The organism is Cohnella phaseoli (assembly GCF_003386235.1).
Classification (GTDB): Bacteria; Bacillota; Bacilli; order Paenibacillales; family Paenibacillaceae; genus Cohnella; species Cohnella phaseoli.
Genome location: NZ_QRDZ01000030.1, coordinates 51,317 through 64,585 on the forward strand (window position 1 = coordinate 51,317; position 13,269 = coordinate 64,585).

Genomic DNA, 13,269 nt, shown 5'->3' on the forward strand with positions numbered 1-13,269 from the left:
GAGATAATGCAGGCATGGGAGGCTGAGAAATGGACGACAAGAACGACCGCGACCAGACGAACAATCGAAGCTGGCAAAGCGTCGCTCCTTCGCAATGGGCAGGCGGTCCACAACCGGAGCGTTACTCGCAGACGGTAGGAGAGAGCGGCCCGATTCTCGAACAAGACACGATGCTGCACGAGAAAAACGAAACTTTTATTCATCAGACCCTACGAGAGCGCCCTTTGCATGTGAAGGGCTTCGGAGCCTTCGGCTATTTCGAGACGGTTAACTCGATGGCGGCTTATACGAAGCTTTGTTTCCTGCAGCGTCCGGGCCAGCAAGTGCCTGTTGCCGTTCGATTCTCGCTGGCGGCCAGCAACAGGGGGACGCCGGACACTTCGCGTAATGTGCGCGGCTTCTCGACTAAATTTTATACCGAGCAAGGGATCTTCGACTTAATATGCAACCATCTTCCCGTGTTTACGATTCGGGATCCCATGCGGTTCGTAGAGACGGTCAGCGCCTTCAACCCGTCGCCCGTCAACAACTTGATGGATCCCAATCGCTTCTGGGGCTTCTACGCGCAAAATCCGGAGGCGACGCATTTCGTGCTGCAGCTGTACTCCGATCTGGGGACGATCAAGAGCCTGCGGCACATTCCGGGCTACAGCGTGAGTACTTATGTTTGGAAGAATGAACAGGGTTTCCGTACTTACGTGAAATACAACTGGATTCCGCTAGCCGGCATGCAGTATATCGATAGCCAAGAGGCGGCGCGGCTCGCCTGCGAGAATCCGGATTACGCAGGCAAGGATCTCTACGATACGATTGCTCAAGGGAAGCCGGTCGAATATGGGCTGTATGTACAGCTCATGAATCCGCAGGACGAAGCTGCGCTGCCGTTCGATCCGTTGGACGATACGAAGGTGTGGGATGTGAGGCAGTACCCGCTGCTGCCGGTCGGCAAGATGGTGCTGAACCGCAATCCAGACAATTATAGAGATCAGGTGGAGAAGCTGGCTTTTTCCCCGTCCAATATGCTGGAGGGCGCCGAATTTTCATTCGACAGAGTACTGCAAGGCCGCGCCAATATTTATACAGATTCACAGCGTCATCGGCTGGGCCCGGATTTTCGCAGCATCCCGATCAACCATCAGGCGAACTGGAAGCCGTCGGACGAGGTAACAAGCGGCACCGGCCGCCATGTGGAAGGGCGGCTCGAGCGCACCGCGCCTCCCAAGGGGGATGACTTCACGCAGCCGGGGCAATTTTACAATTCGCTGTCGCCCGATCATCGGGAGCACTTAGTCCACAACATTGCCTCGGATCTTGGAGCCGCCGTGCCGGAGTTGCAGCGTGTCGTGATCGGTTATCTGAACCAGGCGAGCCCGGAGCTGGGAGAACGCGTTGCCCGGCAGATCGGGACCCAAGGGAAAGGATAACGCCCTTCTAAACGCCGTAAAACAGTGAAGGGGCTGTCTCATAAGTAGGGTCATACAAGATGAACGATTAAGAAGAAGTGCATGTATCTCCTGGAGACCTAATCATAACCCGCAACACTTCGAGATAATTTCCAGAAGTTATTCGTATCATCATCGAAGACGCTTAAGTGACATACAATCCCTGATCTTGGTTGATTTATACGATTTTCCCTACAAACGTTCGTCGTTTGAGTCTGAGCCGAGTTGCTTTGTGCGGTTTTTCCTACAAACGTCCGCCGTTTAAGCCCGGTTCGAGCTGCGTTGTACGAATTTCCGACTAACTTCCCTGCGTAAGCTCATGTGTGCAAATAGATCCGTCGTAAAAGTTTAATATCCGATAAATTGGAAACGTTGTGGGTCATGATTAGTTTGGAGACTGCCTCATACGGTCCTGAAATCTGAAACCACCTTATCACGGGTTAACCCATTCAAATTTCAGGATCGTATAGCATCGTAGGGAGATACATGCACGACAACATCCTCTATCGATCATTCTTACGTACAACTTTTCTACTTATGGGACAGCCCCTTCTTGACATTCGGCGGGGTTGTCCCGATCCCCGATTTCTCCCTGATTTACTCGACAATTCCGTAGCCAAAGCCCCTGATCGTCTGAATGATGTCGCCCGATCCGGGCGAAGCCCCGTTCATTTTTTCCCGCAGCCGCTTGACGTGAGTGTCCACTGTACGAGTGTCGTTCTGGAAGGCGGCTTTCCATACGGCTCTGATTAGTTGCTGCCGAGAGAACGGCATGCCGAAGTTGGCGGCCAAGTAGTAGAGCAGCTCGAACTCCTTGACGGTCAGCTCCATTCTCGCTCCGTCCACCGTCACCTTGCGCGTGCTGGGGTCCATTCCGATGCGGGGCAGGGCGATTGGACTGACGGGCCCCGGCTTGTGCGGACGATACCCTTGCGTCGACGTGCGGTACAGGATGCCGCTAATGCGATGGACGACCTCGCGCGGGCTGAACGGCTTGACGACAAAATCGTCCGCGCCGGCCTGGAACCCGCCGATGACATCCTGTTCGCTTTCTTTGCCGGTTATGAAGACGACCGGGGTGTTGCTAGCGGTCTTAATGATATGGCAAAGCTCCAATCCGTTAATGCCCGGGAGCTCGATATCGAGCACGATCAGATCGAAGCTTCTGTTCGACAGACGGCGCAGGGCGCTTAAGCCGTGCGACTCTTCGAGTACCCGAAAGCCCTCTTTTTTCAAATAGCGGCCTAGCGTATTGCGTGTATGTCTTTCCTCGTCGACAATCAAAATTTGTGCGGTGGACATCAATATGGCCTCCTTAATTGCTTCTTCTCGACGTTCCGGCTTGTCTGCTATAATAGATAATGATAATCATTATCAATTATAATCATATCTAGCATATAACTCAAGGAGGCAATTATGGTTCATATTGAGCATCGCGATATGCATCAGCATTTCTATCAGTACAAGCCGTTTTTGGAAATGATCGACGATCACGATCTGACGATGGAGGTGCTGAGACTGCCGGAGCATGTGGGCGAAGGAGAGGTCAGAAGGCTGATTCTTCGCGGGGGGATGGAGCTCTGCATAACCGAGTATCGGATGCGCGACGAACGGGTCACGACCTTCAAAGGAAGCGAAGCGCTGGTGGAGCTGAATTACTGTTTGGAGGGGGGCGGGCTGTTCGAAGTATCGGGGCGGCGATTTGAGGTGAAGCCGAACGAATGGCAGCTTCTGTTGATGAAAGATTTGTATGCGGTCATGAAGCACGAGCCGGACAGGAAAATGCATTTTCTCGGCATTCGGATGAAGGAGTCGGACTTCCGGGAATATGTCGGAGCGGGGGAGGGCGAGGAGGCGACGGCCGTTCCTCGTCTGCGTGGCGCTCAACCGTTCTATGCGGCCAGCCGGCCGATGACGCCGGAGATCGGCGCGGTCGTGCGGGAGCTGGCGGCGCGGGCGCGTCAAGAAACGATGCCCAGACTGTACATGGAGAGCAAAACGCTGGAGCTGCTTCTGCTGAGCTTGCGACAATACTTTCTTCCGGAGGATGGAAGGGGCGCGAAGTCCATTCTCAGAGGCAACGATCTTGACAAAATCAAACGAGCGAAAGCCGTTCTTCGGGAGAAAATGGACAGTCCGCCGACGCTGCTGCAGCTGGCCAGGCTGGTTGGGCTCAACGACAACAAGCTGAAGCTCGGCTTCAAGGAGGTGTTCGGCAACACTGTGTTCGGAGTGCTGCGGGAGATGCGTCTGGAGCAAGCCAAGCTATGTCTGGAGCAGGGAACGATGAATGTCAGCGAAACGGCGTATGCGGTCGGCTACTCGAATCCGGGCCATTTTGCCGAAGCCTTCCGGCGCAAATACGGCATTCAGCCGCACACGCTGCTGCATCGAGCTAAAATCTCCGTATAACCGCCGAAAAAATCCGTCCGTCGGCAGACAGCTTCTCGCTATTGGTGATAATGTTTCTCAGTGAGTGTGCTGAGAAGATACGATATGAGGAGCGTGCAGGGATGGATAGGAGAAGAAAATGGAGCATCGGTATTGCGGCGTTGATCATAGCGGCTGCGCTTGGCGCGGCGGGCTGCGGTAACAGCAAAGGCAACGGCGACGAGGGGAGCGTTTCTTCAGCCTCTACGAATGGCGGGCAAGCCGGACAGAGTGGGCAGAGCGGGCAGAGTGGGCAGGCCTCGCAGGCTGCGTCTGCCGAGTCGCCCAAGCCGGACGCAGAACTGCGCAAGGTGAAGGATGCGAAGGGCGAGACGGAGATTCCTGCGAAGCCGCAGCGAATCGTCGATATTTCCGGCGCATCGGAGGAGCTGGCGCTGCTCGGCTTTAAGCCGATCGGCACGGCGAATCAGGACAGTCTCAAGCCGGGAGAGATGCCGGCTTACTTAAAGGAATACGTTGCGGACGCGCAGATTGTCGGCAACTATGCGAGCGGGGAGGCGAATTTGGAGCGGATTGCGGCGCTAGAGCCGGATTTGATCGTCTCCAGCGCAATGTTCGACAAGGTGTACGAGCAGTTGAGCAAAATCGCGCCCGTGTTCGTTATCGAAGACGATCCGCTGTCTTTCGCGGGCTGGCGCAATCGGCTCGTGCAGCTTGGCGCGGCGCTCGGCGAAGAGGCGAAGGCCGCGGAGTGGCAGAAGGCTTACGACGATAAGGCCAAGGCAATCGGAGAGCGGATCAAGGCGGAAGCGGGGGAAGACAATTTCGCCGTCGTGGTGGCTTTCCCTAACAACCTGAGCGTCTTCAGCGGCACAGGGCTGGGAGATATGCTGTACGGAGATTTGGGTCTGCCCCGTTCACCCGGCATTCCGGCGGAAGGCTGGGGCGAGACAATCAGCCTGGAAGGGCTGACGAAAATCGATGCGGACCGTATTTTCCTGCAATTTGCCGAGGGGACCGACGCGGAGCTTGAAGACAGCGTCGTATGGCGAAGCTTGAAAGCTGTGCGCGACGGCCGCGTGTACAAGCTACCGAACGAGGACTATTACGATATGACCTTCAGCCCGATCGGCAAGGAACGACTGCTGGACAAAATAGCCGAGCTGGCGCTAGCCGCACCTTGACCGATCGGGAGGAAGGGAAATAGCCAGAAGGAAAATGGCAAGGAGGAGAACGCATGCAGAACAAAACGGGCATTGCCCGATTGCTTGAAATCGCCGGGGAGAGACGCGGCCTGCTGATTGTCTCCGGGCTGCTCTCGGCGCTCAGCGCAATCGCTTCGCTCGTGCCCTACGCAGCCGTCTATTATATTTTGAGAGAGCTGCTGGAGCATGCCGCCGCACCCGCTGGAGCCGACGGAGCCGCGATGACTCGCTGGGGCGTATATGCCCTGCTCGGACTGCTGGGCAGCCTGGCTCTGATGTATGCCGGGGGCATGGCTTCGCATATTGCCGCTTTCCGCATTTTGTACGGCTTGAGGATCAAGCTGTCCGCCCATATCGCCAGATTGCCGCTTGGCTGGTTGAACGGGACTTCGACGGGAGCGGTCAAAAAAACGCTGGAGCAAAACGTCGAGAAAGTCGAGACGTTCGTCGCGCACCAGTTGCCCGATCTCGTTCAAGTCGCTGCGACGACGCTGCTGATGATTGCGGTCATGCTGACGTTAAACGTCTGGCTGGCGCTCGCCTGCATCGTGCCGATCGTTCTGGCCATCGTCGTGCAGATGAAGCTGATGAGCGGTTCGGGAACGCAGGAGCACGTAAAAAGGTATTACGATTCGCTGGAGCGTATGAGCGGCGCGGCCGTGCAGTACGTACGCGGGATGCCGGCGGTCAAGGTGTTCGGACAGACGGTCCATTCCTTCCGCAGATTTTATGCCGATATGATGCAATACCGCGATTATTGCGTAAAGTTTACCGACCAGTTCCAGAACGGCTTTCTGATCTTTAAGGTCGTGCTCGTCTCGTTCGCCGCTTTCGTGCTGCCGGTTGGCGTCTTCCTGCTTTCGCGCAGCCCGGATAGCGTCGCGTTCGCTTCGGTGCTGCTGTTTTTCCTGATTATGTCGCCGGGCATCTCGGCTCCGATGTTCAAGATCATGTTTCTGACCTCCACGCTGCGCGACATTCGCGAGGGCGTCGAGCGCATCGACCGCATTTTGACGGAGAAACCCGTGCCGGAGCCGGAGCGGCCGAAGCAGCCTGCCTCCTTCGACATCGAGTTTGCCAACGTCAGCTTTTCGTATGGGGCGGAGGGCGGCGGGAGCGAAGCGCTCTCGGACATTTCGTTCACGGCCCGGCAGGGCGAGGTTACCGCTCTGGTCGGGCCGTCGGGCGCAGGCAAATCGACGGTGGCCAATCTGGTTCCGCGTTTCTGGGACGTGTCGTCGGGCGCTATTCGCATCGGAGGCGCGGACATTAGGGAGATGGCTTCGGAGCAACTGATGGACACGGTTGCGTTCGTGTTTCAGGACACGTTTCTGTTTTACGACACCATCTATAACAATATCGCCGTCGGTCGGCCCGAGGCTGCGCCGGAGGAGGTGTATGCGGCGGCGTTTTCCGCGCAGTGCCACGAATTTATCGGCAAGCTGCCGCAGGGCTACGAGACGCGAATCGGAGAGGGCGGCGTTTACTTGTCCGGCGGAGAGGAGCAGCGGATCGCGGTGGCGCGGGCCATTCTGAAGAATGCGCCGATTCTTGTCCTGGACGAGGCTACGGCGTTTGCCGACCCCGAGAACGAATATGAGATGCAGCTGGCGCTAGGAGAGCTGATGAAGGGCAAGACGGTCGTCGTCATCGCGCATCGGCTGGCGACGATCCGCGACGCGAATCTGATTCTCGTGATGAACGAGGGACGGATTGCCGAGCGGGGAGCGCACGATAAACTTATCGCCGCGGACGGGATTTACGCCCGGATGTGGCGCGCTTATACCGATTCTGCCGAATGGCGGCTCGGAGCGGATAGAGAGGAGGCGACTTCGAATGGGCGTGCTGCGCAACATAACGGCGGGTAACCCCCGCGCTTTAGTTAAACCGGTCGCGTACACGACGCTGGCCAATCTGGCGGGCGTCCTTCCGTTCGCGCTGCTGGTGGAGGCGGCCCGGCTCGTCTACGAGCCGTTCGCGAATCCGGCGCTGGCGCTGGATACGGCGAGGCTGTGGTGGATATGCGCCTTAATGGGCGTCTCGCTGCTGCTTCTGTATGTGTTGGAAATTCCGGCGTACCGTTCGCAGTTTCGCAACGCTTATAGCGCGGCGGCGGACGGACGCTCGCGGCTGGCGGAGCATCTGCGCAAGCTGCCGCTGGGTTACCTGAACAAGCGCGATCCGGGCGATCTCGCCAATATGATGATGGGCGACTTTACGATGCTGGAGCACGGCATCTCCCATCTCGTGCCGCAGATGATCGGAGCGCTCGTCATGCCGGTGCTGGCTCTGGCGGGACTGTCGCTGCTCGATTGGCGGATGGCGCTCTCGTTGTTCGCGGCGCTTCCGCTGGCGATTGCGCTTGTGCTGCTGACCTCCGGCTTTCAACGCAGGCTGGGCGCCGGCCATATGGGAGCGAAGATCGAGGCGGGCAACCGGCTGCAGGAATATTTGAACGGCATTCGCGTCATCAAGGCATATAATCTGACCGGAGAGCGGTTCACGAAGCTGGAGCGGTCGTTTAAGGATTTGATGCGGCACAGCATACGCATCGAAGGCATGCTTGGACCGATCGTGCTGAGCGCGGTTGCCTTCGTCCGCTCCGGTCTGACGCTGATGATCATCGTTGGCGTGCACCTGCTGCTGGGGGGACGGCTCGACATCGTCACGTTCGTTTCTTTCCTGATCGTCGGCTCGCGCATTTTCGACCCGCTGACCTCCGCGCTTGCCGGGTATGCGGAGTTCCGCTATTACGAGCAGGCGGGGGAGCGCATCTTGAAGCTGCTGAAGGAGCCCGTGATGACGGGGGAGCGGCAGCCTCCCGACCGGCATGACATCGAATTGCGGGGCGTGACCTTCGGCTATCGTCAGCAGGCGGTGCTGAAAGACGTAAGTCTCGCCGTGCCGGTCGGCTCATTCACCGCGTTGGTCGGACCGTCCGGCAGCGGGAAGAGCACGGTTTTGCGGCTTATTGCGCGGTTCTACGATCCGGACGCCGGAGAGGTGCTGCTTGGCGGCGATAACGTTCGGAGCATGGAGCCGGAAGCGCTGCTGCGCAAAGTATCGATGGTGTTTCAGGACGTCTACCTGTTTCAAGACACGATTGCGAACAATATTCGCTTCGGCCGCGGCGACGCGACGATGGAGGAGATCGTGGAGGCCGCACGCCAGGCCTGCTGCCACGATTTCATCAGGAAGCTGCCCAATGGCTACGACACGTTGGTCGGAGAAGGAGGCAGCACGCTGTCCGGCGGCGAGAAGCAGCGAATTTCCATTGCAAGGGCGATGCTGAAGAACGCGCCGATCGTGCTGCTGGACGAGGCGACCGCATCGCTCGATCCGGAGAACGAGGCATCCATTCAGCAGGCAATCGACCGGCTCGTGCAGGGCAGAACGGTTATCGCCATCGCCCACCGTCTGAAGACGGTTAGAGGAGCCGACAATATCGCCGTGCTGTCCGAAGGCAGGATCGTCGAGCAGGGGCGTCATGACGATCTGCTGGCCGCCGGAGGCTTGTACAAGCGGATGTGGGAGCTGCAGCGACAGGCGAGCGGCTGGAAAATTTCCTCGTAAAAGCAAAGCTTACATTTGCAAATTTCGCCCGATTCCACTACAATCTAATTGATAATGATTATCAATGATAATGAGTGGAAGAAGGAGGCGTTATACGGGAATGAGAAAAGGAATATCGCGTGATACGATCGAAGCCACTATTGTCTATATGAAAGGCCACTTGCAGGAGAAGATTACGAGGGACCAGTTGGCCGCGCTGGCGGGCCTGACTCCGGAGCACTATTCGCGGGTGTTCAATAAGTTCACCGGACATTCTCCATTCGAATATATGAGGGTACTGCGCGTCGAACGCGCGCTGGAGCTGCTGCAGCGCTCGCCGATTAAGGTCAAAGAGGTTGCCCGGCGGGTCGGTATTGACGACCCGTATTACTTCAGCCGCATGTTCAAGCGGCTGACCGGCGCGGCTCCGTCGGCGAGCAAATGCACGCAGACGATCGGCGCGGGCCTCTGACCGAAATCGACTGAACCGGCAGATGACATCATCCGCCTGTCCCGCTTCATATACTTCCTGTATTTGACGTTGTCAGAGACGGAGGGATGGGCAGGCGATGCTAAGCGAGGAATGTTTTGCGGAAGGCATGCGCGCGTGGGCGGACAAATTGAATGAACTTGGAGCCGAAGTATGCCGTCGTCCGGATAGCTGGTTGCGGCTTGGCGCCGAACTGGATCGGTTATGCGAGTTTATTTTGCGCGAAGATAACGAACGGTTCCAATGGCGCCTGGAGAGCGACAGGGATGCGCAGGAAGCGGCGGGGAGTCTAAGGGACGCTTCAGCCCGGGCGCTGGGCGCGCTGGAGAAAATGAGGGCGAGACAAATCTGCGCGCACGGACGCAGCGTCGATCTATATTCCTCCTTGCTGTCCGCGTCCGTGAGGGAGGAGCGGGAGGGCATGCGCCTCCGTCGGGGGGACAGGGTAATGTTTATCGGTTCCGGCGCGTTTCCCGCGTCGGCCTTCGCCATTGCGGAAACGGCGTCGGAGGTACTGTGCGTCGATATTGACGAGGAAGCGATTAGGCACGGAACGGAGCTTGCCCGGTATTTGGGTATGAAAGCTTCGTTTCGTTTTTTGCGCAGCCATCTGGACGACCCCGAATTCGTAAGCGCAGCTACGCACGTGTTCATTGCTTCTCTGGTGCCTGAGAAGCGGGATATTTTGCGCGAGCTGCGCTCCTATGTTCGGCCCGATTGCCGCATCGTCGTCAGGTACGGCAACGGCCTCAAGTCTCTGTTTAATTACCCGCTGGACACCGGAGCGCTGACGGAATGGCGCGCTGCGGCTCCGGGCATGACCGGGCGTATCTACGACACGGCGATTTTGCGGTCGCGGACGACGGCTTACGAATGGCAGAACAGCCATTTCATCGCTTCGGGTACATAGAGAACGCCTTTGGCGAAGGAATGCACATCGCTCTCGTATACGGTCATACTGGCAGTGTGCCCGGTAAAACCGGTTTGCAGCAGATGACGATAGATCGTTTTGTGATTGGGCACCATCCACTGCTGTCCGTTCGTTCGCTCGGAGCCCTCGGCATGGCCGACATTGATATAGAGCCGTTGGCCCGCATTTCGAATAGGCAGCCGTTGTATCCATTCCGCGAAGCCGGGAAACCAGAACGAGCCGGAGAAGCTGCCGACGCGCCCGAACACGTCAGGGTACAGCAAGGCGGTATAGACCGAGATCAAGCCGCCGAGCGAAAAGCCTATAATTCCGGTATTCCGCGCGTCGGGCAGCGTTCGGTAGCGGCTATCTACGTACGGCTTGAGCGTGTGGGAGAGATACGAGGCATATTGCGCCGCATTTCCGCCGAACAATCTGCCCGGCTCGAAAACGTTGGGGGCCGCAAACGGCGTATATTCGTCGTCCCGGTCGAAGGGAACGATTCCGACGAAGATAAGGCCGGGAAGCACTCCCCGGGCGGTCAATTCCCGGATCGCCCGGAGAGCTTCGCTATGCTCGGGATCGATCAGATCACCGCCGTCCTGCACGTAGACGACCGGATAACGATGTTCGCCACCGTCATAATCGTCGGGCAAATAGACCGCCAGCTCGCGATCCGCCAGCTGGTCTTTCTGCAGGTGAAATTTCATTTTGCCAAGAGCCTCCTTGTATTAAGAGACGAGAGCGGCACCAATTTGACCAACCACGTACTTCACCGCAAGCGGACCGCCCGCATTCGCGGAAATGTCCATTTTGAACACTTTTCCGTTCTTCGCGGCGCTCAGCGAATTCCACACCTTGCTCTTATTCAGCTCCTCCAGCCTGCCATCGATGCCGTCCAAATAATCGACGACGAAAATAATGTCCGGATCAAGCATCGTCACGCCTTCCATAGAGACGGCGTCGTCCTCCAATTTGAAGGCGCCCGGAGATTTCATGCCGAGTCCTTCCGGATCGTACACGTATTCGATCGAGCTGTCGTCCAGCACGTAAAACGTATCCCCGTTGCCCGTCGGCCACAGGAACGTTACGGACTGATCCTTGTAAGGAGCCAGCTTGGCCCGGGTATCGTTCATAAGCGCTGTCAATTCGGCGATATAAGCGTCCGCTTCCCGTTCCTTGCCGAGCAGCTTGGCGTATTCCCGCAATCTTTCCTTCCAATTCATCTCCTCGATGCTGAGCATGACGACCGGCGCAATTTTGCCAAGGTCCTCGTACACATCGTTATGCGTGCCGGAAAAAGCCAATATGAGATCGGGTTCCAGCTCCGTCATCATTTCCAAATTCGGCGTCACGACTTGCCCGATATCCGCTACCTGAGAAGTTTGCGCATAAGGCTTCAGCGTTTCGAACGCGTTCAAGATCCGGTCGGCCAGAACGGATGCGATCGGGGGCGTGTCCAGCGCGAACAGGTATTCCATCATACTGAAATGAGAGACGATAATTCGCTTCGGCTGAGCTTCCAGCTTCACGTTATTGCCTGTTGCGTCCGTGTAGGTTCTAGGCCATGCCGGCTGCGAGGTCTGGGAGATCGTCTCCGATACCCGAGGGACTGTCGTCTCGGCTTGCAAGGAGGCTGAAGCCGAGGAGGACCTAGGGTTGCTATTCGTCGCCGCTCCCGATCCCGAGCATGCGCTCAGCACCAGCGCGATTCCCAACACCAGCATAGCAAGCTTGCCTCTTTTCTCGAATTGAATCATGTTCCTGTCCTCTCCCTTGTTCAAACGGTCATAATGAAAATGATTTTCATTATCATTTGCATTGTAACGCCCTGAAACTTCCGGCACAAGGGAGGATATGATCCGATTCGTATGACGATCTGATCCTGCATAATCGGCGCTGCGGGCGGATCGATATTGACCGGGCGTCATGCCGGCGTATTTTTTGAACGTTTTGTTGAAATAGGAAATGTCGTTGTAGCCTACTCCTTCCGAGATGTCCTGTAGAGCGGCATCGGTGCGGAGCAGCAGCTCCTTGGCTTTGTCCATGCGCACCTTGATGAGATAGCCGATCGGGCTTTTACCCGTTCCCAGCTTGAATTGCTTGACGAGATGCGGAACGCTGTAGTTCAGCGCCTCCGCCATGCGCTCCAATGTGACGGACTCGGCGTAATGACGATGAATATAGCGGATAGCTTGTCCGACCAGGTCGGAAGGAAGCGGCGAGCGAGCGGGCTCGTCCATCTGCTCAAGAAGCTCGCACACCCACCTGTAAAACAGCGCTTTGACGCGCAGCGGCCGTATACCGTCTGTTCCGCCGCCGGCCCAGATCTCATACAAGCGGTCCAACTGGTTCAACAGGGAAACGGGACGGGAAGGGGAAAAGGAATAAGGCGCCAGGAGCCACGGATTGCGATCCGTCAGCGGCACCGTCTCTGGACGATACAAGGTGGGAAAGCGGAGCGCGTAGTGCACGGCGTAATATTCGAAATCCTCGTCTCCGACGGCGATATGGAGTACGAAGCCCTTGCTTCCGTGAAGCGCTTGGCATCCGGAGACGCTAAACGGCACATCGTCAAACCGGATCCGTGCGCTTCCGCGAAAGCTGTACAGGAACAGATGGGAAGGCAAAATATAGGGCGGCAGGTTGTCGCCCGCCCGCAGCTTGTGCAGACGGACGTCCAACACCTTAACGAAAGCTTGGTTCCATAGAGCGAGCAGCTCATCCAGTTTCATGGCCGGGCTCATCTTACCAAACTTCAAGTCTGTCGTTCAGGGGAGCGACCGCCGGCTTCTCCGGAAGCGAATCGAAAAAGCCGAGACCGAGGATGCCGGCGATCCGCTCGTCGTCTCGGACGCCGGCCAGCGCCCGCAGCTCCGTGCAGGCGGAATAATCGGCCAGCTCCCAGGCCATGCCGAGCCCGTGAGTCCAGCCGAGCATTTGAATGTTTTGAATGAGGCAGCAGACGGCTCCGAAGTCGTCGTTATCGATGCGCTCGTCCTTGTTGGACGGAGACGTAACGATCAGAGCGACCGGAGCTTGCGCAAGCGTCTCGACAAGACGCGGATGCTTGTCGGCGTCGACTGCGGCGGTCAGCTTTTGCTTCGCCGTTCCATCCGCATAGATGAAGCGCCACGGCTCTCGCAGCTTGTGGTTAGGCGCCCAGACGGCATCTTCGAGAATGGATAGAATCAATTCCCGGAAGACGGGCCGTTCGGCGAATTGGCGCACCTCTCGCGTTTCCCGGAATAGGGAAAGAATACTCATATCGAAAAAACC

At 57.3% G+C, this 13,269-nt stretch carries 11 protein-coding genes; 7 read left to right on the plus strand and 4 right to left on the minus strand.

Features of this window, described 5'->3' with window-relative positions:
- The first annotated feature begins 29 nt into the window (after positions 1-29).
- Complete coding sequence (locus tag DFP98_RS29325; protein ID WP_116064185.1) at positions 30-1,424, plus strand: catalase; 1,395 nt, start codon at positions 30-32, stop codon at positions 1,422-1,424.
- A 615-nt stretch (positions 1,425-2,039) separates the two neighbouring features.
- Here the strand turns inward: DFP98_RS29325 and DFP98_RS29330 are convergent.
- Positions 2,040-2,744, minus strand: coding sequence for a response regulator transcription factor (locus DFP98_RS29330; protein ID WP_116064186.1), 705 nt, complete (start codon positions 2,742-2,744; stop codon positions 2,040-2,042).
- Positions 2,745-2,858: 114 nt separating this feature from the next.
- Here DFP98_RS29330 and DFP98_RS29335 point away from each other — a divergent pair, with 114 nt between their 5' ends.
- From DFP98_RS29335 to DFP98_RS29360, 6 genes are all read left to right on the plus strand, one after another.
- Positions 2,859-3,854 carry an AraC family transcriptional regulator gene (locus DFP98_RS29335; protein ID WP_116064187.1) on the plus strand — a complete coding sequence of 332 codons (996 nt, stop codon included), beginning with the start codon at positions 2,859-2,861 and terminating at the stop codon, positions 3,852-3,854.
- Between the two features lie 101 nt (positions 3,855-3,955).
- Positions 3,956-5,017, plus strand: coding sequence for an ABC transporter substrate-binding protein (locus tag DFP98_RS29340; protein WP_116064188.1), 1,062 nt, complete (start codon positions 3,956-3,958; stop codon positions 5,015-5,017).
- A gap of 53 nt (positions 5,018-5,070) precedes the next feature.
- Entirely contained in the window at positions 5,071-6,906 is a 1,836-nt protein-coding gene (locus tag DFP98_RS29345; protein ID WP_116064189.1) for an ABC transporter ATP-binding protein, read from the plus strand.
- Complete coding sequence (locus DFP98_RS29350; protein WP_116064190.1) at positions 6,875-8,611, plus strand: ABC transporter ATP-binding protein; 1,737 nt, start codon at positions 6,875-6,877, stop codon at positions 8,609-8,611. Before DFP98_RS29345 ends, DFP98_RS29350 begins: the two co-directional genes overlap by 32 nt.
- Before the next feature lie 100 nt (positions 8,612-8,711).
- Positions 8,712-9,062, plus strand: coding sequence for a helix-turn-helix domain-containing protein (locus tag DFP98_RS29355; protein WP_181918007.1), 351 nt, complete (start codon positions 8,712-8,714; stop codon positions 9,060-9,062).
- A gap of 97 nt (positions 9,063-9,159) precedes the next feature.
- On the plus strand, positions 9,160-9,990 hold the full coding sequence (locus tag DFP98_RS29360; RefSeq protein ID WP_116064192.1) for a class I SAM-dependent methyltransferase: 831 nt from the start codon (positions 9,160-9,162) through the stop codon (positions 9,988-9,990).
- Here DFP98_RS29360 and DFP98_RS29365 read toward each other — a convergent pair.
- Genes DFP98_RS29365 through DFP98_RS29375 form a run of 3 tightly spaced genes read right to left on the minus strand, consistent with a single transcriptional unit; the run spans position 9,948 to position 13,257 of the window.
- Positions 9,948-10,700 carry an alpha/beta hydrolase gene (locus DFP98_RS29365; protein WP_116064193.1) on the minus strand — a complete coding sequence of 251 codons (753 nt, stop codon included), beginning with the start codon at positions 10,698-10,700 and terminating at the stop codon, positions 9,948-9,950. The two genes, DFP98_RS29360 and DFP98_RS29365, sit on opposite strands and share 43 nt — an antisense overlap.
- Before the next feature lie 21 nt (positions 10,701-10,721).
- Positions 10,722-12,725, minus strand: coding sequence for an AraC family transcriptional regulator (locus DFP98_RS29370; RefSeq protein ID WP_220377189.1), 2,004 nt, complete (start codon positions 12,723-12,725; stop codon positions 10,722-10,724).
- A gap of 13 nt (positions 12,726-12,738) precedes the next feature.
- Positions 12,739-13,257 (minus strand): nitroreductase family protein, encoded by a 519-nt coding sequence (locus DFP98_RS29375; protein ID WP_116064195.1) that lies wholly within the window; start codon positions 13,255-13,257, stop codon positions 12,739-12,741.
- Positions 13,258-13,269: the final 12 nt, after the last annotated feature.

Excerpts from the sequence above, each read along its gene's own strand:
- DFP98_RS29325 (WP_116064185.1), top strand. The coding sequence starts at position 30 with ATGGACGACAAGAACGACCGCGACCAGACGAACAATCGAAGCTGGCAA.
- DFP98_RS29330 (WP_116064186.1), bottom strand. The coding sequence starts at position 2,744 with ATGTCCACCGCACAAATTTTGATTGTCGACGAGGAAAGACATACACGC.
- DFP98_RS29335 (WP_116064187.1), top strand. The coding sequence starts at position 2,859 with ATGGTTCATATTGAGCATCGCGATATGCATCAGCATTTCTATCAGTAC.
- DFP98_RS29340 (WP_116064188.1), top strand. The coding sequence starts at position 3,956 with ATGGATAGGAGAAGAAAATGGAGCATCGGTATTGCGGCGTTGATCATA.
- DFP98_RS29345 (WP_116064189.1), top strand. The coding sequence starts at position 5,071 with ATGCAGAACAAAACGGGCATTGCCCGATTGCTTGAAATCGCCGGGGAG.
- DFP98_RS29350 (WP_116064190.1), top strand. The coding sequence starts at position 6,875 with ATGGGCGTGCTGCGCAACATAACGGCGGGTAACCCCCGCGCTTTAGTT.
- DFP98_RS29355 (WP_181918007.1), top strand. The coding sequence starts at position 8,712 with ATGAGAAAAGGAATATCGCGTGATACGATCGAAGCCACTATTGTCTAT.
- DFP98_RS29360 (WP_116064192.1), top strand. The coding sequence starts at position 9,160 with ATGCTAAGCGAGGAATGTTTTGCGGAAGGCATGCGCGCGTGGGCGGAC.
- DFP98_RS29365 (WP_116064193.1), bottom strand. The coding sequence starts at position 10,700 with ATGAAATTTCACCTGCAGAAAGACCAGCTGGCGGATCGCGAGCTGGCG.
- DFP98_RS29370 (WP_220377189.1), bottom strand. The coding sequence starts at position 12,725 with ATGAAACTGGATGAGCTGCTCGCTCTATGGAACCAAGCTTTCGTTAAG.
- DFP98_RS29375 (WP_116064195.1), bottom strand. The coding sequence starts at position 13,257 with ATGAGTATTCTTTCCCTATTCCGGGAAACGCGAGAGGTGCGCCAATTC.